General features: G+C 42.3%; 20 protein-coding genes. 13 read left to right on the forward strand and 7 right to left on the reverse strand.

The genetic code is table 11. The features are described 5' to 3' along the window. Positions 1-42: 42 nt before the first annotated feature. Positions 43-1,590, forward strand: coding sequence for a peptide MFS transporter (locus tag KW060_RS00550; protein ID WP_249036526.1), 1,548 nt, complete (start codon positions 43-45; stop codon positions 1,588-1,590). 53 nt (positions 1,591-1,643) lie between these two features. Here the strand turns inward: KW060_RS00550 and KW060_RS00555 are convergent, their stop codons facing one another. Continuing rightward, positions 1,644-2,360 carry a nitroreductase family protein gene (locus tag KW060_RS00555; RefSeq protein ID WP_249036527.1) on the reverse strand — a complete coding sequence of 239 codons (717 nt, stop codon included), beginning with the start codon at positions 2,358-2,360 and terminating at the stop codon, positions 1,644-1,646. A 266-nt stretch (positions 2,361-2,626) separates the two neighbouring features. Here KW060_RS00555 and KW060_RS00560 point away from each other — a divergent pair, with 266 nt between their 5' ends. After that, positions 2,627-5,443 (forward strand): TonB-dependent receptor, encoded by a 2,817-nt coding sequence (locus KW060_RS00560; protein ID WP_249036528.1) that lies wholly within the window; start codon positions 2,627-2,629, stop codon positions 5,441-5,443. Between the two features lie 73 nt (positions 5,444-5,516). After that, positions 5,517-6,584: a phytase gene (locus KW060_RS00565; RefSeq protein WP_249036529.1), complete on the forward strand. Its 1,068-nt coding sequence runs from the start codon at positions 5,517-5,519 to the stop codon at positions 6,582-6,584. A 21-nt stretch (positions 6,585-6,605) separates the two neighbouring features. On the opposite strand, the gene KW060_RS00570 is transcribed toward KW060_RS00565, so the two are convergent. Next, the gene (locus KW060_RS00570; protein ID WP_249036530.1) at positions 6,606-8,408 is read right to left on the reverse strand and encodes an ABC-F family ATP-binding cassette domain-containing protein; all 1,803 of its coding nucleotides are present in this window, start codon (positions 8,406-8,408) and stop codon (positions 6,606-6,608) included. Between the two features lie 133 nt (positions 8,409-8,541). Here KW060_RS00570 and msrP point away from each other — a divergent pair, with 133 nt between their 5' ends. The 4 genes from msrP to KW060_RS00590 are packed head-to-tail and all read left to right on the forward strand — an operon-like array spanning position 8,542 to position 11,855. Next, entirely contained in the window at positions 8,542-9,495 is a 954-nt protein-coding gene (msrP, locus tag KW060_RS00575; RefSeq protein WP_249036531.1) for a protein-methionine-sulfoxide reductase catalytic subunit MsrP, read from the forward strand. After that, positions 9,495-10,130, forward strand: coding sequence for a protein-methionine-sulfoxide reductase heme-binding subunit MsrQ (locus tag KW060_RS00580; RefSeq protein ID WP_249036532.1), 636 nt, complete (start codon positions 9,495-9,497; stop codon positions 10,128-10,130). Before msrP ends, KW060_RS00580 begins: the two co-directional genes overlap by 1 nt. Next, entirely contained in the window at positions 10,111-10,530 is a 420-nt protein-coding gene (locus KW060_RS00585) for a secondary thiamine-phosphate synthase enzyme YjbQ (RefSeq protein WP_249036533.1), read from the forward strand. The genes KW060_RS00580 and KW060_RS00585 overlap by 20 nt, the downstream gene beginning before the upstream one ends. Positions 10,531-10,589: 59 nt before the next feature. Further along, positions 10,590-11,855, forward strand: coding sequence for an aminotransferase class V-fold PLP-dependent enzyme (locus KW060_RS00590; RefSeq protein ID WP_249036534.1), 1,266 nt, complete (start codon positions 10,590-10,592; stop codon positions 11,853-11,855). A 37-nt stretch (positions 11,856-11,892) separates the two neighbouring features. Here KW060_RS00590 and KW060_RS00595 read toward each other — a convergent pair whose 3' ends face one another. The 3 genes from KW060_RS00595 to KW060_RS00605 form a co-directional block, all read right to left on the reverse strand. Further along, positions 11,893-12,858 (reverse strand): DUF481 domain-containing protein, encoded by a 966-nt coding sequence (locus KW060_RS00595; protein WP_249036535.1) that lies wholly within the window; start codon positions 12,856-12,858, stop codon positions 11,893-11,895. Positions 12,859-12,887: 29 nt separating this feature from the next. Further along, positions 12,888-13,481, reverse strand: coding sequence for a YceI family protein (locus KW060_RS00600; RefSeq protein ID WP_249036536.1), 594 nt, complete (start codon positions 13,479-13,481; stop codon positions 12,888-12,890). A gap of 80 nt (positions 13,482-13,561) precedes the next feature. Further along, positions 13,562-15,352: an acyl-CoA dehydrogenase C-terminal domain-containing protein gene (locus KW060_RS00605; RefSeq protein WP_249036537.1), complete on the reverse strand. Its 1,791-nt coding sequence runs from the start codon at positions 15,350-15,352 to the stop codon at positions 13,562-13,564. Positions 15,353-15,619: 267 nt separating this feature from the next. Here KW060_RS00605 and KW060_RS00610 point away from each other — a divergent pair, with 267 nt between their 5' ends. Both KW060_RS00610 and KW060_RS00615 read left to right on the forward strand, forming a co-directional pair. Then, complete coding sequence (locus KW060_RS00610; protein WP_249036538.1) at positions 15,620-16,546, forward strand: sulfite exporter TauE/SafE family protein; 927 nt, start codon at positions 15,620-15,622, stop codon at positions 16,544-16,546. Between the two features lie 2 nt (positions 16,547-16,548). Then, on the forward strand, positions 16,549-17,334 hold the full coding sequence (locus tag KW060_RS00615) for a TIGR02186 family protein (RefSeq protein WP_249036539.1): 786 nt from the start codon (positions 16,549-16,551) through the stop codon (positions 17,332-17,334). Between the two features lie 2 nt (positions 17,335-17,336). Here KW060_RS00615 and KW060_RS00620 read toward each other — a convergent pair whose 3' ends face one another. Continuing rightward, on the reverse strand, positions 17,337-17,630 hold the full coding sequence (locus tag KW060_RS00620; protein ID WP_249036540.1) for a hypothetical protein: 294 nt from the start codon (positions 17,628-17,630) through the stop codon (positions 17,337-17,339). 210 nt (positions 17,631-17,840) lie between these two features. Here KW060_RS00620 and KW060_RS00625 point away from each other — a divergent pair, with 210 nt between their 5' ends. After that, positions 17,841-19,625, forward strand: coding sequence for an aminopeptidase P family protein (locus tag KW060_RS00625; protein ID WP_249036541.1), 1,785 nt, complete (start codon positions 17,841-17,843; stop codon positions 19,623-19,625). 9 nt (positions 19,626-19,634) lie between these two features. After that, positions 19,635-20,684, forward strand: coding sequence for an enoyl-CoA hydratase/isomerase family protein (locus KW060_RS00630; RefSeq protein ID WP_249036542.1), 1,050 nt, complete (start codon positions 19,635-19,637; stop codon positions 20,682-20,684). On the opposite strand, the gene KW060_RS00635 is transcribed toward KW060_RS00630, so the two are convergent. Further along, complete coding sequence (locus KW060_RS00635) at positions 20,681-21,334, reverse strand: pseudouridine synthase (RefSeq protein ID WP_249036543.1); 654 nt, start codon at positions 21,332-21,334, stop codon at positions 20,681-20,683. The two genes, KW060_RS00630 and KW060_RS00635, sit on opposite strands and share 4 nt — an antisense overlap. A 148-nt stretch (positions 21,335-21,482) precedes the next feature. Here KW060_RS00635 and KW060_RS00640 point away from each other — a divergent pair, with 148 nt between their 5' ends. Both KW060_RS00640 and KW060_RS00645 read left to right on the forward strand, forming a co-directional pair. Then, positions 21,483-22,709 carry an APC family permease gene (locus tag KW060_RS00640; RefSeq protein WP_249036544.1) on the forward strand — a complete coding sequence of 409 codons (1,227 nt, stop codon included), beginning with the start codon at positions 21,483-21,485 and terminating at the stop codon, positions 22,707-22,709. A 16-nt stretch (positions 22,710-22,725) separates the two neighbouring features. Then, a complete protein-coding gene (locus KW060_RS00645; protein WP_249036545.1) occupies positions 22,726-23,487 on the forward strand; it encodes a dimethylarginine dimethylaminohydrolase family protein in 762 nt (253 codons plus the stop codon). The last annotated feature ends 55 nt before the right edge of the window (positions 23,488-23,542 follow it).

The raw sequence follows: 23,542 nt of genomic DNA on the forward strand, positions 1-23,542 counted from the left end.
TCTGGCACAGTAGCGACAAACAAAATGTATTAGGGAGTAAGGATGTCTGACACGACCGAAGAAATGTATAAAGGCTCGCAAGAACGAAACTTGATGGGCCATCCAATTGGGTTATCGATCTGTTTTTTGACAGAAATGTGGGAACGTTTTTCCTATTATGGGATGCGTGCCATCCTTATACTTTATCTAACGAAATATCATCTGTTTGGTGCCGATAAAGCAAATATGATTTATGGTGCCTATATGGGCATGGTTTATATGATGCCAATCATCGGTGGATATATGGCCGATAGATATCTCGGTAGCCGTAAAGCCGTAACATATGGCGCAATTTTACTGGTTGCGGGACATGGGTTGATGGGCTTTCATGGCCCTGCTGCCTATATGGATGGTGATATCGTTGTTAGAGATGAATTTTATATCAATATTTTCTTCTTATCACTTGCATTAATTATTACGGGTGTCGGTTTTCTGAAGGCTAATATTTCTACCGTGGTTGGCGCCTTATATGGCCCAAATGATCCACGTCGTGATGGTGGCTTTTCCATTTTTTATATGGGCATTAACCTTGGATCTCTTTTCTCGATGGGCCTAGTTGGTTATGTCGGTGAAACATACGGTTGGAATTATGGATTTTCCATTGCCGGTATTGGCATGTTTTTTGGTCTTTGTGTCTTTCTATGGGGGCAGAAATACCTTGATGGAAGAGGTGATCCAGCGAACCCAGAGGTCTTAAAAGAAAAATCCCCGATTGGATTAAATAAAGAAAATACAATTTATTTGTTTGGTATGGGTCTGGTCGCGGCCAGTTATATAATGATGAAATATGATGAACTTGTCATTCAGTTTGTCGGTATTTCAGGTTTGATAATGGTATCCATTATCTTGTTTTATTCCTTTTCTCAATGTGAAAAAGAGGACAGAGAAAGACTTTGGGTCGCACTAATATTGATTGCGGTGCAAAGTGTCTTCTGGGCGCTCTTTGAGCAGCAGGGAGCAAGTCTAACATTGCTTACGGATCAGCAATTTAATCTTACGTTTCTTGGTATAACGTTTAAAGCGTCGCAAGTGCAGCTTTTAAATGCTCTCTTTATTGTAATGCTGGCTCCGGTGATGGCATGGCTTTGGCTGGCACTTGCAAAGCGAAATCTTGAGCCATCGACGCCTGCTAAATTTGGATATGCACTGCTTATTATTGGTGCGGGTTTTATTATATTCTCATGGGCGCTGACATTAGATGATACATCAAATAAAGATTTTATCTGGCTGGTGTTTATTTATCTTATGGTGACTTTGGCGGAATTATTCTTAAGTCCGGTTGGACTTTCCATGGTAACGAAATTAAGTGTGCCGAAAATCGTTGGTATGATGATGGGAACTTGGTTCTTGTTTACTGCACTCGGTAGTAACCTTGCTGGCGTCATTAGTTCATTAATGGGAAGTGGTGAACATGGTGCCGCTGCTGGAACATTGGATATGGCAGCGACCGTTGAGCTTTATACCATGATCGGTGTGTTTAGTGCCGGTGTTGGTTTATTCATATTATTATTGGCCCCCATTATGAAAAAATGGATGCACGGCGTTCATTAATATTAAAGATTTTAATAAAGAAAAGGCCCCGGATAGGGGCCTTTTTTATTGCTTTAAAACACTGTCATGATTTCATCAAGCGGCTTTTTCCATTTGGCGTGTACGGGTACAGTTGCCTTTTCATCAGGATGGCCTACCACCAAAATCATTTCCGGTTTTTCGCTTGCCGGACGGTCACAAAGTTCATTTAAGAACTTCATCGGGTTTGGTGTATGGGTCAGTGTGCTAAGTCCTGCTTTATGAAGCGCGGTGATTAGGAACCCTGTGGCAATACCAACGGATTCATTGACATAATAATTTTTAAATTTGCGACCATTTCGGTCAACACTCGTACGCTGCGCAAAGATAACGATTAACCACGGTGCTTCGGTTAGATGCGGTTTATGATCATTGGTGCCGATTGGCTCAAGTGCACCCAACCATTCATCGCTGGCGCGTCCTGCGTAAAATGTACGTTCTTCTTCCTCAGCGGCGTCGCGGATTTTTTGTTTATGTTCCGGACTTTCAATTACAGCAAAATGCCACGGTTGATGATTTGCGCCACTTGGGGCAAGGCCGGCCGCTTTAATGCAGTTTTCGATGACTTCACGTGGTACAGGACGTGATGAATATTCACGGACTGTGTGTCGTGTTTTCATTAGCTCATAAAATTCTTCTGATTTTGCGATCATTTCGTCATCGCTCATGTCCCAACGATCGGGAATTGGCAATGCTTTATATTCATGATCAAGCGGTATTGATGATTGATATTTTTTATCGTTTTCTGACATTTGTGGCCCTCCATTTATTTGATTATTCAAATGATAACAGCATTTTGTTTCATTTGCAACTAATTGCCTCATATGCGCATTGAAACATATCAGTCATAAAATTATCAAGTAATTGATATATTTTTTGCACATATCTGAAAGAAACACGTCAACTTATATTCATTTTTACTCAATTAAGCTGAAACAAACTCCTCTTAGAACCATCGCTGATAAGCAAAAGCAATATGTGCTTTCGCACATAAAAATATATATTAGAGGAAATTCAAATGGCTTTTTCAAAGAAGAAGTGTCGCCTTGCCCTTATGGCAGGTATCAGCTCTTATGCATTAATGGCTGCGAGTGCACATGCGGCGGATGTAACAGGACGTGTTGTAGCAAAAAGTGATAACAACGGCCTTGAAGGCGCAATCGTATCAGTATCAGATTCAAACTACCGTGCGACAACAGAACGTGATGGTTCGTTTAGAATTCCAAATCTGCCAACGGGTCAACATACGCTTGTTGTAAAATATATTGGTGCGGATAGCATCGCAAAGACAATCGATGTTGTTGATGGTGAAAGTGCACCGGTTGAAATCGCCCTTTCAGCTGCGGGCGCGGTGGACCATATTCTGGTTGTTGGTCAGCGCGGAAGTCTGAACAGCTCGATTTCAAAACAGCGTGCGGCTGATAATATATCAAACTTTCTAACTGCGGATAATGCCGGTAACTTCCCAGACCAAAATATCGCTGAAGCCGCCCGCCGTCTTGTTGGTCTTTCCGTTGAAAATGACCAGGGCGAGGGACGCTATATCGTTGTACGTGGTCTTGATAGTAATTTAAACTCAACATCATTTAACGGTGTAAGTCTTCCGTCACCAGAGGGCGATACACGTAAAGTGGCGCTTGATGTTATTCCAAGTGACATGCTTGAAACAGTAGAGGTCACCAAATCCGCAACACCGGATATGGATGGTAACTTTATTGGTGGTAACGTTGAAGTTCGCACCATTTCCGGTTTTGACCGTGAAGAGCTTTTCTTAAAAGGGAAATTGGAACTTGGTTATAACGATCTTGAAGATGCATATAACCCAATGGGCAGTTTTACATTTGCTAATCCATTAAGTGAGCAATTCGCGGTTTCTGGCGGCATTAGTTATAAAAGCCGTAAGTTTGGTGCGACCAATTTTGAATCCGGTGGTGAATATGCCGATGAAGATGATCTGGATGTTCCAGCGATGGAAGAGCTTGAATTTAGAGATTATAAAGTGACACGTGACCGTATTGGTGCGGCTTTCAATATTGATATTCGTCCGGACGAAGACAACGAACTTTATATCCGTTCAATGTACACTGATTTCAAAGACGAAGAATACCGCGACCGTATGGAAGTATCATTCGGTAAAGGTGATATTGATTTTGATAACAGCAGTGGCAGCACAGTTAATTTCACGGATTTCCGTGTTGACCGTGAACTAAAAGACCGTCTTGAAACACAGAAAATCTATTCTGTAATCACGGGTGGTGAAAGCTACGTTGATAATTTCAAATTTGAATATTCAGCGTCTTATGCCCATGCAGAAGAAACAGAGCCAGACCGACTAGATATAGCCTACCGTCAAAAAGATCTTTCCGGTGGTATCAATCTTGCTGATCCAATGATGCCTATGCTTGCATTTGATAATGACCAATTAGCAGCATTAAATGACCTGTCGGCATATGAATTAGACGGCATTGAATGGATTGACGGCATCACAGAAGATAAGCAATGGACCTTTAAATTCGATATGACATATGAAACGGACTTAAATGGTGTTCAGGCAGCCTTTAAATTCGGTACCAAATATGCGACGCGTGAAAAAGTGCGTGATGTATCGTTCGTTGAATATGAAGATTTTGATGAAGGTGATTTTGTAGGTACTGTTTTTGATGGCATGACGCTTGCTGATGTATCGGCACCTATTGATCATAATATTGACACGACCACTTTTAACAATGGCGTAAGAACTGACTGGAGCAAAGAATATCTTTCTGCATTACAAACTGCGGGTGGAACATTTGATCCTGACGATGCCCATGAAGATGCCATTCTTGATGATTATAAAGTAGAAGAAGATATCTTCGCTGCATATGCGATGGGTACATTCAATGTTGATGATTTTACCATCATCGGTGGCGTACGCTGGGAACAAACCAAGGTTGATACATTTGGTAACGTACTACAGGAAGGTGATGATGAAGGTTTTCAGGAATTCACAAGAAGCAGAAAATATGACAACTTCCTTCCAAGTCTGAACATCAAATATTCGCCGTCAGATGATTTGGTGATCAGGGGTGCATATTACCGCACAGTGGTACGCCCTAACTTCTCTGATATGGTGCCGTCAGGTACAATTGAATATGAAGATGGTATTCGTTCCGGATCGCTCGGTAATCCGGATTTAAGTCCATATAAAGCTGACAACTTTGATTTCGGTATTGAATATTACCCGAATAACAAAAGCATTCTTTCTGCGGGTATTTTCCATAAAAAACTTGGCAGCTTTATCTATGAACAGGGCTTAAGTGATACGAATTATCTTGGTCGTTTTTATGATGATCTAAGCATTCCAAATAACGGTGAAGAAGCAGAAGTAACAGGTGTTGAGCTTAACGCACAAACACAACTGTCATCACTTCCTGCGCCGTTTGATGGTGTGATACTTGGTGTTAACTATACATATGTTGACAGTAGCGCAAGCATCGAAGATGGTGATGGAAATCCGTATCTAACACCACTTCCAAAAACTTCAAGCAACATTGCCAACTTTATCATCGGTTATGAAAAAGGCGGGTTTGCAGCAAGATTTGCAGTGTCATACCAAAGCGAATATCTGGATGAAGTATTCTCGGAAGGTGATGACGATAGATATGTCCTTGATCACGTTCAAATTGACGCCCAAGCATCATATGAATTTTTCGAAGGTTTCGAGGTTTATGCGCAAGTATCAAACTTGAACAATCGTAATTTCCGTGCGGCCCTTAGACATGGTTCAACGGATTACCTAAGTCAGCGTGATGAATTTGGCTGGACAGGTAACACAGGTATTAAATTCAAATACTAAAAATCCACATTTTATTTCTGGAATGAGCGGGGTGTTAACCGCTCATTCCTTTTCAGTTTAGAGAGGCGGAAAAATGATTAAACATTCACTGTTATTAAGTATGGTTTTTGCAGTTGCGGCATGTTCCGGTGGTGAACATCAATCCAGACAGATGGAAGGTGAAGCCAACATGGATGTGGTTTCAATTACGGCGGACCTGGAAACAGCACCTGTGAAAAGTGATGATGACGCGGCAGATGATCCTGCGATCTGGATCAATCATGAACATCCTGAAAATTCATACATTATCGGTACTGATAAGAAATCAGGCTTGCTTGTTTATAATCTGGATGGTGAAATCGTTGATTATCAACCATACGGCAATGAAAATAATGTGGATTTAAGACAGAACCTAACTGGTGATCAGTTTGGCGGATATGACACATTAATGGCATCATCAAACAGAACAACCAATACGGTTGATATTATGACAATGGGCCCGTCAGGAAAATTATCATTTCTTGGAACCTATCCCACAAACGCTGATCCATACGGTTTATGTGTTGGCCTACCTGCTGATAAGAAGGCGTTACGTGTCCTGTTGAATTATAAAGACGGCCTTGTTCAAATTACCGATGTCAGTTTTGACGGGCAGGAAATGAAATATGAAAGACTGGCAGAATTTACGATGCCGGGTCAGCTTGAAGGCTGTGTTTTTGATGATCAGGCACAGGAATTTTTCCTTGGACAAGAAGATGGTGGTGTATGGCGTTTTCCAATGAATAATCCAGAAGGAAAAGGCGAATTACAAGCGGAAATTGGCCCAAGAACTGGCCTCGTGATCGACGTTGAAGGTATGGATATTTATCACGGCGAACATAAGAAAACATTGGTTGTATCCAGTCAGGGTGATTTTACATTTGTTGCTTTCGATATTACTGAAAATTCATTGGTTCCACTTACCAAGTTCAGAATTGCCGATAGACCGGAATTAAATATTGATGGTGTTCAGGAAACGGATGGCCTCGCTGTGACAAACTTCCCGTTATCCGCCAAATATCCAGAAGGCATTCTGGTGGTTCAGGACGGTGAAAACGAGGGCGGTATTCAGAACTTTAAAGTCATAGATTGGTTAAAGGTCGGTAATTTACTGTCGAAATAAAAATTGATGATGGAAGGATTGTTATTCCAGTTCTTCCATCATTATTTCCAGCTCTAAAAGCTCTTCTTCTTTTTCTTCTAACTGTAAGGTTAACTTTTCTAGCTCCGCGGAACATTTATTAAAAAGTTCTGGGTCTTTATTATAAAAATCTGGTTCGGAGATTTTTTCTTCAAACATTTTAATGTTTTTTTCAATTTTCGCGATTTCTTTTGGCAGATTTTCCAGCGCGAATTTATGTTTGTAACTTATTTTTTTCGCGGGTGCTTTTTCCGTCGGTTGTTCCGGCTTTTTCTCTTTTGGTTTTGCCGCTGTTTTTACAGAGGCATCTTTCCTGTTTTTACGTTGCCTGACATAATCGCTATATCCACCCGGATATTCAATTACGTCACCATTTCCTTCCATCACGATGGTGGATGTGACAAGGCGGTCAAGAAAATCACGGTCATGGCTGACCAGCAAAAGCGTGCCGTTATATTCACTAAGGACATCTTGTAATAAATCAAGCGTATCCATATCAAGGTCGTTGGTAGGTTCATCAAGGATCAAAAGATTGGTTGGCTGCGCCAGTGTTTTGGCAAGCAGTAACCTGTTTCGTTCCCCACCGGATAATGACCCGACAGGGCTGTGGGCTTGTGACGCATCAAAAAGGAAATCTTTAATATAGGATATAATATGTTTTGAATGACCACGAACCATAATATGATCGCTGCCATCGCTTAAGGTTTCCCATACGGTATCTGTATCCTTGATCAATGTTCTGTTTTGATCAAGATATGTCGCTTCCAGATTTGTGCCGAGCTTCACGCGGCCCTGATCAGGGTCCAAATCACCGGTCAGAATTTTTAAAAGTGTCGATTTACCCGCACCATTTGGGCCGATAATGCCAACACGGTCACCCCGTAATATTTTGGTGTTAAAGTTTTTAAGGATCACCTTATCATCATAGGATTTATATACTTTGTGCGCTTCGATGACTTTTTTACCGGATGTTTTATCGGTTTCTGTGGATAATTTTACGGTACCTTGTACGGCGATCTGCTGTTCACGTTGATGACGTAATTCCCAAAGCCTGCGCATCCGGCCCATATTACGTTTTCGTCTTGCGGTGATGCCTTTATGGGACCAATCAGTTTCCTTGGCGATTAATTTATCAAGCTTTTCTTTCTCGGCTGTTTCCTGTTCAAGGATCGTGTTTGACCATTCTTCAAAATGGGCAAATCCTTTATCCAGTCTTCTGACCAGTCCACGGTCGAGCCAGAATGTCGTATTGGTCAGGTTATTCAAAAATGTTCTATCATGACTGATGAGAACCAGCGCGCCACGCCATGATTTTAACTTGCTCTCCAGCCATTCAATGGTGGCGATATCAAGATGGTTTGTTGGCTCGTCCAATAATAATATGTCGGTTTCACTGATCAGCGCTCTTGCGATGGCGGCGCGTCTTTTTTCACCGCCGGACATATTCGCCGTTTCCATTTTGCCTTCAAGGCCAATTTCAGCAAGGATGATATCCGCTTGGAAATGATCATGTTCTGAACTATGGACAAGGCCGCTAATCACATAATCATGGGCTGTTTTATAACGGCTTAAATCAGGATCCTGTTCCAGATAAGTAACATGGGTACCGGGTTTTACAAATCGTTCACCGCTATCAAATTCAACGGAACCATGAATGATTTTCATCAGTGTTGATTTACCGGCACCGTTACGGCCCACTAGTGAAATACGGTCTGTTTCCCCAATAGATAGCTCAACCCCGCGAAAGAGAGGGTCGGGACCATACCGTAAGGCCATATCGGTTAATGTCAGTAGTGGCGGCGCCATATTTTTGTTTCCTGATGATTAGTTTTTATGCCAATAACATAAATGTGATATGCTGTTAATAGCGCAGAACATATTTTAGACATATATAAAAAATACTAGTTTAAAAGTAAGCGATAATAAATCAGGTAATGACATGTTAATCAAATCCAGAAATTCTTGGGACATAACAGAAAATCAAGTAACCACAATGGCCGAGTATAAAACCCGTCGTGATTTTATTAAGGCGGCCGGTATCGTTGGTGCTGGCGTTGCAGGATCGATGTTGATGCCCGGTATGGCACAATCAAAAACATTAAATGCCGCGGCAAATCCATATGACGGCCGTGATATCAAAGGTGAAAGTACTGATAAGCGCGCGATCCTTGGATATAACAATTACTATGAATTTGGTATGGATAAAGATGATCCAGCAAGATATGCACACAGCCTTGTGACCGATCCATGGTCCGTAAAGGTGGACGGTGAATGCGCAAAACCGGGGACATATGGCATTGAAGATTTGATTGATTTTAACGCCCTTGAAGAACGTATCTACAGAATGCGTTGTGTTGAAGCATGGTCCATGGTGATCCCGTGGATTGGTGTACCTTTATCCAGTATCATCGAGAAACTAGAACCGACATCAAAGGCAAAATATATCTATTTTGAAACACTGGTCGACCGTGAAACCATGTCCGGCATCAGACGTGGCATCATTAAGTGGCCTTATAAAGAAGGACTTCGTATGGATGAAGCCATGCATCCACTGACTATTATGGCGGTGGGTATTTACGGTGAAACGCTGGCCAATCAGAACGGTGCGCCAATGCGTCTTGTTGTGCCTTGGAAATATGGTTTTAAAGGGGTTAAATCCATTGTCCGTATTTCTTTTAGGGAAAGAGAACCCAATACAAGCTGGATGCGACTGGCCCCGCAAGAATATGGATTTTATGCCAATGTAAATCCGTCGGTGCCACACCCGCGTTGGTCACAGGCAAAAGAGCGCCGCATCGGTGATTTCGCAAGAAGGCCAACATTGATGTTCAACGGTTATGGTGAACAGGTGGCACATTTATATGACGGTATGGATCTAAGAAAAAATTATTGATGTTCAAAGATATTAAAAGACCGATTTTACATCTTATATGCGTGCTGCCATCATTGTGGCTGTTTCATCAAGTGTGGCTTTGGTACAATTTTGCACCGCATGATCTAACGGCGAACCCGATTGAATATATCACAGATTTTACAGGCGACTGGACGGTACGGTTTTTGCTCTTAACATTAAGCATTTCACCGCTTGCAAAAATATTCAAGCTACGGATTTTGAAATATCGTCGTGCAGTTGGTCTTTATGCTTTTTATTACGGTCTTTTACATTTTCTAAATTATATGGTGCTTGATTACTTTTTTGATTGGACACTGATTTTAGAGGATATCTTTAAGCGTCCAGCCATTACATTTGGCATGTTGGCTTTCGTGTTGCTTGTGCCACTTGCGGTAACATCAGCCAGCTATTTCATGAAAAAAATGGGTAAAGCGTGGCAAAAATTACATAACATAATTTATGTGATTACCATCTTTGCCGTGACCCATAATTACATGATGGTGAAAGCGGATGTACTTGTGCCAACTATTCATGCTATAATTCTTGCAGGTTTGTTGGGGTATCGACTTTATAGTTATAAAATCAAGCAAACAAAACGGGCAAACAGAAATAAACATGAAGCAGTTCACACATAACATAACGTTTCAAACAACCGGTTCCAGTCTTCTGGATGTTACGGGCCCCATTAAAAGCTGGATACATGGCCTAAATATCAGGGATGGTTTGCTGACTATCTTTATTAAACATACATCAGCATCACTGGTGATACAGGAAAATGCCGACCCGGATGTGCTTTATGACCTTAACCAATTCTTCCGTAAAATGGTGCCAGAAGGGCCGGGGCTATATCGCCATTCATTAGAAGGGCCAGATGATATGCCCGCGCATATTAAATCTGCCCTGACACAAAGCCAGCTTTCTATTCCTGTCACTGCTCATGATCTTGAACTTGGGACATGGCAAGGAATTTATATTTTCGAACATCGTTCACACGCCCATAAAAGAACATTGTCGCTTCATATAATGGGCGAATAATTCCTGTACATTTCTTTAATGCCACGCTTATAATCTCTAAAAAAGTTAGGGATATGAGTATGGATAATGTCATTAAAGAAAATAAACTTCTTGATAAGCGCCGCGGTCTTTTAAAAGCGGTGGGCATAAGTACTGTTGCGCTGATGAGCGGCAATGCGAAGGCTTTCTCGCAAGGGGTTGATTTTAACAATAGCAGCACACTTTCTGACGATGAATTATTTGCAGAAGTCAGAAAGCAGGTGATGTTAAAAGATGATCTTATTTACTTAAATACGGGCACACTTGGCCCAGCACCCAAAGTGGTTATGGATAAGGTCTTTACGTTAATGAAACGACTTGAAGCCAACCCGGCTGCAGAAAATTTTGGCCCTATGGGCAGGGAAATGGAAAAATCCCGAGCTAAGCTTGCCAAATTTCTTGGGGCACAGGAAGATGAAATTATCCTAACCCGAAATACCACCGAAGGGATCAATACTGTTTGTTCAGGGATCGATTGGCAAGCGGGCGATGAAATATTAACCACAAACCATGAACATGGCGGTGCGGAAACAGGGTTAAATTATTTGGCATCGACAAAAGGGTCGGTGATCAAAAAAATGACAATGCCTTATCCGGCAAAAAGTAAAGCTGAACTTCTGGATTTGGTGAAATCACATTTGACTGATAAAACCAAAATATTACTGCTTAGTCATATTGAAACTGTAACGGGGCTTCGTTGGCCGATTAAAGATGTGGCTGAAATGATAAAGGGCCGCGATATTTTATTCATTGTGGACGGCGCACAGGCACCGGGTATGATCAATGTTGATGTTCATGAATTGGACTGTGACGTTTATGCCTGTAGCGGTCATAAATGGATTATGGGACCAAAGGAAACAGGCGTTTTATATTTAAAGAAATCGATACAGAAGAAAATAAACAGTGTGTTTTTAAGTGGTGGTTATAAAACCTATACGGCGGCGACGGGTACACGCAATGCGCCCAACATAATTGGTTTTGGGGATGTGGCAGAATGGCATATGGCCATCGGTAAAGACCGCATTGAAAAACGGTGTATGGAACTGGCTGCCTATTGTTACGAGCAATTATCCAAACTGGACGGCATTAAAATCATTACGTCAAATGATCCTGAACTTGGAACGGCGATCGTCAGTTTTAGTTTACCTGATGGGGTCAACAATGGTGATTTGGTGCGTGCCATGCGTGAGCGCAATATGACCATTAAACGCTTACCGCAGTATAATGCAATCCGTGTATCAAATCATATGTTCACGACCAATGCGGACGTGGATAAAATGATCGCGATTTTAAAGGAATATATTTAAGCCCCAGTCATGATGACTAGGGCTTAAGATAGGATGATTAGAAATCATATAGAATACCGACACGGGTGATCGTGTCGGTTTTTTTACGGTCAATCGGTGCGTCACGGTTATAAAGCACATCAAAAGAAACTTTACCGCTCAAAGCGCCACTGATTTGTATTTTATAATCTGATTTATTTTCAATAACGACTTTATTACCTATATAAACTTTTGTTTCATTGTCAAATTGACTGCGGTCATTGATAACCCATGAAAAGATACTGCTGGCAAAACCGGTTAGGGTTGTATCATAATCTTCTGTACTGGCTGCTTTTGTGATTAGCATCGCAGGACCTGCTTCAAGGTTCCAACTATATTCATCATTATCAAGAACGCGGATACCGTAACCGGCGTTTAACGTGAAACGTTTGTTGAAGGCACCAAAACTATCCCCTTCGAAGCTTCCAAAGCCTGTGATATAGGAACGGTCATTAATGAAATAATCGTTTTTATAGGCAAGACCATATCTACGTTTATTAGTGATGCCTTCACTGTTGTTGTAATCAAAATATGTGGTGACCTCTTGACGGTATGCTTCAGCTTCGCGGACGAACTTTGTGCCTGTACCAAATGATCTTTGTCTGGCGTTACCTGTTGTAAACAGCAGGTTGACCTCGACCTCTTTATCCCAGCCGGGTAGGAACGCTTGCGAAAGTTTTTCTGCACCCTCATCAGAGAAAATAGTGCCACGTGCCGCTGCAAGTGTCGTTGGGCCTGATGGCGTCTGCACTGGCGGGGTTGGTTTTAATTCTTCAGCAATGCGTCTGAATTCTTCCGCGTCTTCAGGGTATGTTGCAGCGAGCAATTCAACAAGCGTTGCTAAATCTTTGCCGCCATCTTTACTGGCAGCAGTGGCAAGTAACTTATATTGATCGGGTGTAACCTCAGCAAGGGCGTTGGTGGCAAGCACAGGCAAACAGAACAGGCTGGCAGCCAGCGCTGTTTTGGAAATTCTATAGGCCATAATTTATAGTTTAATCCTTATATTAAAATCTATTTTTCAAAAGTTAGGTTAAAAGACATTGGAACAACAGTTGCAATGGAATCCAGGCCCGCTAAACCGCGTAATGTTTCGATTGCGGATACCAGATTATAATCATCAACATCGATAAACATCACACCATGTGGTGTTACCAGGACCTTATTTTCAGCAAGTCTTGTGACCATTAGGGTGACGTCATGTTCAATTTTTTCACCAACAAGTTCTAGACCGATTGTGGCTTCGACCATTTTACTGGTGCCGATTTCCTGATCATTGTGGGCTTGCAGGTTCATATCCCCTGTTAATTTGGCAGATGCATTTTCAGCAACCTTAAACACAATATCGCGCATGCGTTGGTCGCGTAGTTCGATTTGTGTGTCAACGGATGAAAGGTCAATTGTAATATCAATATGACCATCGTCATTCAGGGAACCGGAAACTTTTTTGAAAGTGTTATTTTCGCCGATCATGCTGTTTTTGATTGTGCCATATGATAAGTTTGAGCTGCCCTCAACCAATTTCCAGTCAGCCATCGCAGAATTTGCACATAAGAATGATGCAGCCAGAACCATCGTTCCGCCGATTAGATTTTTAAAAGTTCTCATTTTGAACACCCTGATTATTTATTATGAAAAAGTCGCGTAAAACCTATATCTCACAACGATTCGACAGATGCAAGGCTTAATCAGAAATCTTCTGCTTCCATTGCCATTACATCTCCTGCGCCGGCCTCGATTTTATATCTTAGTGACGTTGTTTCTGGCAAAATATGATGGAAGAAAAAATTACCCGTTATGACCTTATTTTTCAGGTAATTTTTATCACCTTCGTCAGCCTTGATCATTGCTTTGGCTTTAATAAGAATATTAAGCCATGCAAAACCCATACAAACGAGCGCCATAAGGTTCAGATAATAATGCGCGGTGGCACCCGCTTGATCCGGATCACTCATGGCATTTTGCATTAACCACATGGTAGCAGCCTGTTGTCTTTGCAGTGCTTTTTCAAGCAATGTGCAATATTCGGTTAAATCTTCATTGCCTTTATGTTCATCGATGAATTCTTGGATCATGGTGAAATATGCTCTTATGACCTCGCCGTTTTTACGCGGTAATTTACGTCCAACCAAATCCATTGCCTGAATACCATTGGTACCTTCATAAATTGGTGCGATACGGGCATCTGATAAGAACTGTGTCATGCCCCATTCTGTAATATATCCATGACCACCAAGGCACTGCATCGAACGGCTGGCGGCATCAACGCCTTGATCGGTCAGATATGATTTAATCACCGGCGTCATCAGTGAAAGCAGATCATAAGCAAGTGCTTTTTTATTTTCGTCCTGTTCATGGCGGGCAACATCCGATTGAAGGGCGGCCCAAACAACGATGGCACGCGCCCCTTCTGTGAATGCACGGGTTGTCATTAACATACGTCTGACATCAGGATGTACAATGATCGGGTCGGCGGCTTGGTCTGGGAATTTTGCACCTTTTAACGCGCGGCCCTGAATGCGCTCTTTTGCATAATCGGCTGCGTTTTGTTGTGCGACTTCCGCAATGGCAAGTCCCTGAACACCAACGCCAAGACGGGCTTCATTCATCATGGTGAACATGGCGCGCATGCCTTTATTTTCTTCGCCAAGCAAATATCCTTTTGCATTATCATAATTCAAAAGACAGGTTGCGTTTGAATGAATGCCCATTTTTTCTTCGAGCGATCCGCAGGTGACACCATTGTGATTGCCAAGTGATCCATCGTCGTTAACCTGGAATTTTGGAACGATAAATAAACTAATGCCGTCTGTGCCGTCCGGTGCACCTGTTATGCGCGCCAGCACAAGATGGATGATATTTTCAGTTAGATCATGATCACCCGCCGAAATGAATATTTTGGTGCCTGAAATTGAATAGGACCCATCATCATTTGGTTCCGCTTTGGTTCTAAGCATTCCAAGGTCTGTGCCGCAATGCGGTTCCGTTAGGTTCATGGTGCCGGACCATTCCCCGGATGTCATTTTAGGAAGGTATGCCTGTTTTTGTTCATCTGTTCCCCATGTATGAATGGTTTCGGCCGCGCCATTGGTAAGACCCGGATACATTGATAGGCCCCAGTTGGATGAAACCATCATTTCATTGATGGCTTGACCAAGCACCATCGGTAATCCTTGTCCGCCATATTCAGGGTCGCCACAAATTCCCTGCCAACCGCTTTCGGTAAATTGATCATAAGCGTCCTTGAAACCCTTTGGTGTTGAGACCACACCATTTTCAAGTTTACATCCTTCTTCATCGCCAGACTGGTTTAATGGCTGGAAAACATTTTCCGTTAATTTTGCCGCCTCTTCTAGAATAGCGTCAATGAGATCAGGTGAGGATTCTTCAAATGATTTTAAGTGCTCATAGTCAGAAAGATTAAAAACTTGATGTAGTAAGAATTGGTAATCTTTTACGGGTGCTTTATAGGATGGCATTTTTGAACCTCTTATGGCTGATATCAGTTTCTTATCATTGCATTAAGTTATAATTTAGTCAAAAAAATGTTCACCGTAAACATATGTTAATTTCTTTGTGATAATGCTACTTTTGATTGTCATATTGAATTCACCATAGACCCCTTGCAGGAACGAATTTTTGGGTCTATACAAGGCCAAAGGAATGATTCTTTTATTGGGTCTAATTGATTTTCTATCATGGCGACCGAAATGTAATTTTTAAACACCACAGAAAAAAGAATAACCATGCAGATCTACCTGCCCATCGCTGAACTCTCTATGAACATATTTGTTCTGCTTGCCATGGGGGGTGGTGTGGGCTTTTTATCCGGTATGTTTGGTGTTGGTGGCGGGTTTTTGATGACGCCGCTTTTGATTTTTTCCGGTGTTCCTCCTGCGATTGCTGTGGCGACAGAAGCCAACCAGATTACGGCGGCATCCGTTTCCGGTGCTGCGGCCCATTGGCGAAGAGGCGGCGTTGATTTTAAAATGGGCATGGTGCTGATTGCGGGTGGTATTGTCGGTACCTATATCGGTGCGATGATATTTACTTACCTGCGAACCATTGGTCAGGTGGATTTAATGATTTCTGTGGCCTATGTTTTGTTTCTTGGCAGCGTCGGTGGGCTTATGTTCGTTGAAAGCATCAGAAGCATGCTACGTGCCCGTCGCGGCGAAGTGGTAAAGGCCGTTAGACGTCAAAGAACATGGATTGATGCGTTGCCATTTAAAATGCGTTTTCGTAAATCGAAAATGTATATCAGTGTGATTATGCCGCTTGCGATTGGCGCTTTTGTCGGGATATTGGCTGCGATTATGGGTGTTGGCGGTGGCTTTATTATGGTGCCGGCCATGATTTATTTGCTGCATATGCCGACCAATGTTGTGATTGGAACATCGCTTTTCCAAATTACATTTGTAACTGCAGCGGCCACATATTTGCATTCGATTAATACGCAAACTGTGGATGTGGTGCTTGCTGTTATCTTGCTTGTTGCCGCAGTTATCGGGGCGCAGGTTGGTGCGGTTGTGGGCGCAAAATTAAAAGGCGAGCAATTAAGAATTCTTCTTGCGGGAATGGTGCTTCTTGTTTGTGCTAAGATGGCACTTGATCTGGTTATTGAACCGGATGAACTTTATACCGTTTCAACAATGATTGTGGAGGGGCATTGATCATGAACCTTCGTCAATTGATAGCATCAGTATTCGTATTATTATCAAGTATATTACCAATACGTGCGGAAACTCTGGTAACTGATCTTTCGCAAAGTGAAATTCAAATAACGTCTCAGTTTGCCGGAAGTGAGCTATTGTTATTTGGCGCCATCGAACGCCATGCCGTTGAAGCCACGCAAACAGATGAAATTCAGGTGCAGGGACTTGATTATGACATCATCGTTGTGGTGCAAAGTGACCCAACTGACCTTGTGATCCGCAAAAAAGAAAATGTCGCGGGTATCTGGATTAATAATCAAAATGTGAATGTTTCAGGTGTGCCAGGTTATTATGTGATCGGTTCAACAAGATCACTTGATGATTTTTTACCGGCTGATAAACAGGTTGAACTTGAATTGGGTCTCGAAAACCTGACCTTTAATAGTGATGCCGATCCTGCAGAAGTGCGTGATTATAAGGCGGCCTTGATCAGAAATATGATTGACCGTGGGCTATATCTTGAAAATTACGGTAATGTAGAAGTGAAAAATCAAATTTTGTTCCGTGCCAATCTGACTTTCCCATCAAACATGCCCGTCGGGAATTATAATGCGGAAGTATATTTGGTGCGTGACGGCAATATCATCATGTCACATAGCACACCGTTACTTGTTGATAAGCAAGGTATTGAAAGATTGATTTATAACTTCGCTCATGATTATCCGCCATTTTACGGTATCATGGCCATTATTGTCGCAATATCAGCGGGTCTTTTTAGTGGTTATGTCGCCCGAAAGTTTTCGTGATATTAATGTGCGATCAAGTTTCCGGTTTTTTCAAGATTGTTTAATTGTGCGGTGATCGCATTCCAAATGGCGGCGGCTTCCATATTTCCTTCATCTTTGAAATCGCTTTCAATTTGAAGGGAATAATCAAGAGCAATTGCACCATATTGATTGGCAAGATCACGTGCGGCAATTTCAAGAAAAGGAGTAGGATCAATACCCATCATTTCCATTTCCAGCAATATTCCTGCACTTTCCTTAAGATTGGCATTTGCGGATTTTGGAAGTGGTTGTTGGATAATGATATTTGATTGCATTTTATACTCCTTTTCTGATGGAGTAATTAGAAGCAATAAACATGCCATTTGTTAAAAGGTTGAATTTACGGGAGATTATTTTGAGTGATAAACAGAAGAGGCATTTAATGCCTGCGCAGATTGGTCATAAAAAACACATATTGCCTACTTATCTTCTTGCAAAAATAACGGATTCTGTAAATATAGTGACAGCAAAATTCAGAGGTTGAAATGGATAATAAATTATCGGCATTAAGGCAGAAAATGCGGGATCAGAAATTAAACGGATTTCTGGTACCTCATACCGATGAACATCAAAGCGAATATACACCGGGATACGCGAAAAGAATTGCTTGGCTAACCGGGTTTAAGGGATCAGCGGGCCTTGTATCTGTGACCTTGGATCAGGCCGCCATTTATGTGGACGGAAGATATACGCTTCAGGTACGTGATCAGGTTGATATGAAGCTTTATCAACAAATGAAATTGTATAAAGATAAACCGGAAGATTGGTTTTCAGATGTTTTGAACGATGGCGATGTCGTTGGATTTGATCCATGGCTTCATGATAAAGGGTTGGTCAAAAATATACGGGAAAAGTTGGCAAAAAACGGTATTGAGTTAAAGGCCGTATCTGAAAACCCGATTGACGAAATATGGCAAGACCGCCCGGAACCATCAAAAGAAATGGCCGTCCCTCATGATATTCAATATGCGGGGGAAACATCGAAAGATAAAAGAAAAAGACTTGCCAAAATCATCAAGGAAAAGCAAGCCGAAGCACAAATCATCACGACACTTGATAGCATTGCGTGGCTATTAAATATCCGTGGTTCTGATGTTGATTGTACGCCCTTGGTTTTAAGTTTCGCGATCTTGAAAAAGAACGGGAAAGCAGAATTATTCATTGATCCGGATAAACTTGATGATGATATTAAAAACCATTTGGGTGATGACGTAAAAATTTATGCCAAAGATCAATTTGAAAGCGCGCTGAAAAAACTTGGTGCAAAGAAGAAAACAGTGTTGGTTGATCCGAAAAGATCACACGTCGCTATTTTTGATGTGCTTGAAAAGGCGGGTGCAACTATCATTGATCATGAAGATCCATGCCAGCTGGATAAGGCGCAAAAAAATGATGTGGAACTGGATGGATGTAGGGCGGCTCATGTCCGTGATGCGGTTGCCGTTTGTAAGTTCCTTCGCTGGATTGATGAAAATGCGGCGAGTGGTGAATATGATGAACTCGACGCCGTTGAAAAATTATATGAATATCGTCAAGAAGTGTCGCTTTTTAAAGGAAACAGTTTCGAAACCATAAGCGGCGCAGGTTCAAACGGTGCCATCGTTCATTATAATGTAAAAGAAGCCAGTCCGAAAAAATTAGAAGACCAGATGTTATATCTGGTGGATTCTGGTGGACAATATTTGGATGGTACCACGGATATCACAAGAACCATTGCCATTGGTGACCCAACAGAAGAGCAACGTGATAATTTCACCCGTGTTCTAAAAGGCCATATTGCATTGGCACAGGCCAGATGGCCAGTGGGCAGGACAGGGGCGCATCTTGATACGCTGGCGCGGAAATCATTATGGGATGTTGGCCTTGATTATGATCATGGCACGGGCCACGGTGTCGGTAGTTACCTTGGGGTTCATGAAGGGCCGCAAAATATTTCGCCACTTGGTCATCATACACCGCTTAAGGCCGGTATGATTTTATCCAATGAACCGGGGTTTTATAAAACTGGTGAATATGGCATTCGCATTGAAAATCTTGTGATTGTAAGAAACAGCAATTTCAGAGGACAAGATAGACCGATGCAAACTTTTGAGACGGTGACGTTGGTGCCCATTGATACTCGTCTTGTGAACGCCCATATGATGACGGCAGCGGAAATTACGTGGCTTAATATTTATCATGCAAAAGTACGCGAGGAAATTGGACCATTACTTGATGGCGAAGATAAAGAATGGCTGATGGCGGCCACTGAATCCATCACAACACTTTAAGGGTATATTATGAGCGAAGAAATTCAATTTCATCAACAATCCGGTCTCGGCGTCATTTCATTAAATAGACCGGATGTACTGAATGCTCTGTCACTGGAAATGTGCCTGGAACTTGATCAAAAGCTTTCTGAATGGGAAAGCGATGATAGCATTCAAGCGGTGATCATTCGCGGTGAAGGTGGCAAGGCATTTTGCGCGGGTGGTGACGTAAGAACCATTGTTGAACAAGGGTTTGAAAATAACCAAATGGCGGATGAGTTTTTTGCCACCGAATATAAAATGAATGCCCGCATTCATCATTTTAAAAAACCGTATATCGCACTGCTTGATGGTATTGTTATGGGGGGCGGTGTTGGCGTCTCCATTCATGGTTCACACAGGATTGTCACTGAAAAAACGCTTTTTGCCATGCCGGAATCGGCCATTGGCCTTATTCCTGATGTGGGCGGCAGTTATTTTTTGCCGCGCTTGCCGGGTTCACTGGGTAAATATCTTGGGCTTACGGGCGCAAGGCTTAAAGGATCGGATGTATTATATGCCGGGATAGGAACCGCATATATGTCGTCAGAGAAATTAGAAGAATTCGTAGCCACATTGATGCAAGAAGATATTTCATCGGATGAAGATGTTGACCAGATCATTGCCCGCTTCGCGGAAGATCCGGGCGAGGCACCAATTGATGAATTTCGTGATTTAATTGATGCCGCTTTTTCAGAAACTACGATGGAAGATATTCTCGATCATTTATCTGATATCGATCATGACTGGGCACGGGAAACCGGGGCCGTGCTTAATAAAATGTCACCAATCAGTTTAAAAGTGATCGTTGAACAACTTAACCGCGGCGCAAAACTGGAATTTGATGATTGTATGATCATGGAATACCGCATTGTCGCAGCTATTTCGTCGTATGATAGTGATTTTTATGAAGGGGTACGTGCCGTATTGATTGATAAAGATCATAACCCAAACTGGGTGCCGCCGACATTAAGTGAGGTTAGCCATGCCATGGTGATGGCGCATTTTGATGTGCCGAAAAGTGGTGATCTGGAACTTTAAAATGGCACTTTACTGGTAAAGGTCATTTTTTCTTTTAATACAGGATGCATGATGGTGACTTCTTTTGAATGAAGACATAAACGGTTCTTCATTTTTAGCGCTCGCTCATTGGCGTAAAAACGATCACCAAGAATTGGATGGCCAAGTTCCATTAAATGTACTCTTAATTGATGAGAACGCCCTGTAATCGGGGTCAGTTGAACCCGAAAATAATCGTCATCTTGATTGATGGTCTGCCATTTCGTTTGGGATGGTTTGCCACGGTCATGATCGACCATTTGTTTCGGCCTATTGGGCCAGTCACAAATAAGCGGCAAATCAATTAAGCCCTCTGTTTCCTGTGGTGTGCCAATAGCAAGGGCCTCATATATTTTATCCACATTACGGTTTTGGAATTGAAGACTTAAATGACGGTGGGCAAATTTATTTAATCCCATCACAATCAATCCTGATGTGTCCATATCCAGTCTATGTACTGTCAGGGCTGTGGGAAATTCTTTTTGGGCCCGTGTTTCAAGACAGTCCGCGTGTTTTGGATCTTTCCCCGGTACCGTTAATAATCCGGCCTGTTTATTCAGCACCAAAATATCATCATCCTGATAGATAACCTCAAGAAAAGGATCACTTGGTGGGTTGTAAATAAAAGGCATTGTTAACTTTTTCTGGTTTTAATAACTGCGAAATATGAATTTCAATGGATAAAATATCGGCTTTTTCATAAATTTAGCAGCACATTCTGCTAACCCTATGCTAATTTCTCATCATAAATACATGAAAGCAGACGGTAAGGGAAGCTATATGAAGAAATCTTTGGGATTTTGGCGCTCATGGGCGCTGGTGGTTGGTACGGTCATTGGTTCGGGCGTTTTTACCCTTCCAGCGATACTGGCACCATATGGTAGTTTCAGTTTTCTTGGTTGGGTTGCAACGGGGATAGGCGCGTTATCAATTGCTTTTTCCCTATGTCATCTGGCCGCACGTGCGCCAAAGGTCGGTGGACCATATGCTTATGTCTTTGAAGCGTTCGGTCATATTCCGGCAGTGGTCGTGGCGTGGGGGTATTGGATATCATTATGGATCGGTGTGGCGGCCATTGCCATTTCATTTTCAGGATATATGGGTGTCTTTATTCCTTCTGTCGCAAGTCAGCCAGGCTTAAGCGCGGCTGTTGCGATAACCGTTGTTTGGATATTCACATACATCAATATTCGCGGCGTGGAAGAAGCCAGTATTGTGCAGCTGATCACCACAGTATTAAAAATGATCCCGCTGTTTGTCATTGGTGCCATTGGACTTGGTATGGGGGATATCACATCCGTACCCGCACTTAATCCAAACGGTGAACCGATGATCATTATGATTTCAAGCATGTGTTTACTTATTATGTGGTCGTATATCGGGATTGAGGCGGCAACGATCCCGTCGGATGATGTAGAAAATCCGAAAAAAACAATTCCACGTGCCTTGATTGCGGGCACCTTGACGGCAACTTTTATTTATATGCTTGCGATGGCAGGGGTGATGGCCATGATCCCGCCAATTGACCTCATGACGTCAACGTCGCCGTTTGCGGATGCGGCTATGATGATTTTCGGCGATGTCGGTGCGCTTATTATTGGTGTCGGTGCGCTTATTGCCATTGGTGGTGCATTAAATTCAATGATCCTTCTTTCTGGTGTGGTACCGATGGCTGGTGCCAAAGATAAAATGTTTCCCAAAATTTTTGCCAAACAGAATAAAAGCGGAACGCCTGTTTCTGCGCTTATTTATTCCAGTATTTTGGCGTCAATCGTCATACTGGTGAATTCGAATAAAGGGTTATTAAAAGCATTCGAATTCATGATCCTGCTTTCAACATTTACGGTGTTGATTGCATATTTAGGATCGGCATTTGCCAGTATCAAGCTTCAGATTACAGATATAAAAAAGGGCGTTTCTTTAAAGCCCGCACTTTTCTTCGTTTCAACATTAGCGGCCATATTCTCGGTAATTGCGATTATCGGGGCATATGTGCTCTATCAATAATTTAAAGGAATATAGTATGTTTAAAAATGCAATTGTCAGAACTCCAAGTCGTTCCATGGTTGATGGCATCACCGAAGCGGATCTGGGTAAGCCGGATTATGAAAACGCGCTAAAGCAACACGCCGATTATATTGAGGCCTTAAAAGAATGCGGGCTTGAGGTAACGGTACTTCCGGCGGTGGAAGAATATCCGGATAGCTGTTTTGTTGAGGATCCGGCCCTTATGACACCACATTGTGCAATCCTGACAAACCCGGGTGCAGAAAGCCGCCGCGGCGAAGTGGCCCATATCGCGGACGCGGTAAAAAGCTTTTATGATAATGTCGAAGAGATCAAAACACCGGGTTTTGTTGAAGCTGGTGACATTATGATGGTCGGTGATCATTATTATATCGGTCTATCCGAACGTACAAACCAGGAAGGTGCGGATCAAATGATTGCCATTTTGGAAAAATATGGCATGACGGGATCGGTGGTTGAAATGTCTGAAATGCTGCATCTCAAAACTGGGCTTGGATATCTTGAAGACAATAATCTAGTGGCGTGTGGTGAATTTTTATCAAAGCCTGAATTTCAGAAATATAATCTGATGGAAATTGACCAAAATGACAGCTATTCAGCCAATAGCGTATGGATCAACGGCACTGTACTTGTACCGGCCGGGTTCCCTGAAACATCGGCGTTGATTGAAAAGGCGGGCTATAAAGTTCGCGAGGTCGATGTATCTGAATATCAAAAACTTGATGGTGGCCTGAGCTGTCTATCGCTTCGTTTTTAATATAATGGCATTCTGATTTAATATAATAAATTTAGCATGGTTTATGTTATTTTTA

This window comes from Pseudemcibacter aquimaris, assembly GCF_028869115.1.
GTDB classification, from domain to species: Bacteria; Pseudomonadota; Alphaproteobacteria; order Sphingomonadales; family Emcibacteraceae; genus Pseudemcibacter; species Pseudemcibacter aquimaris.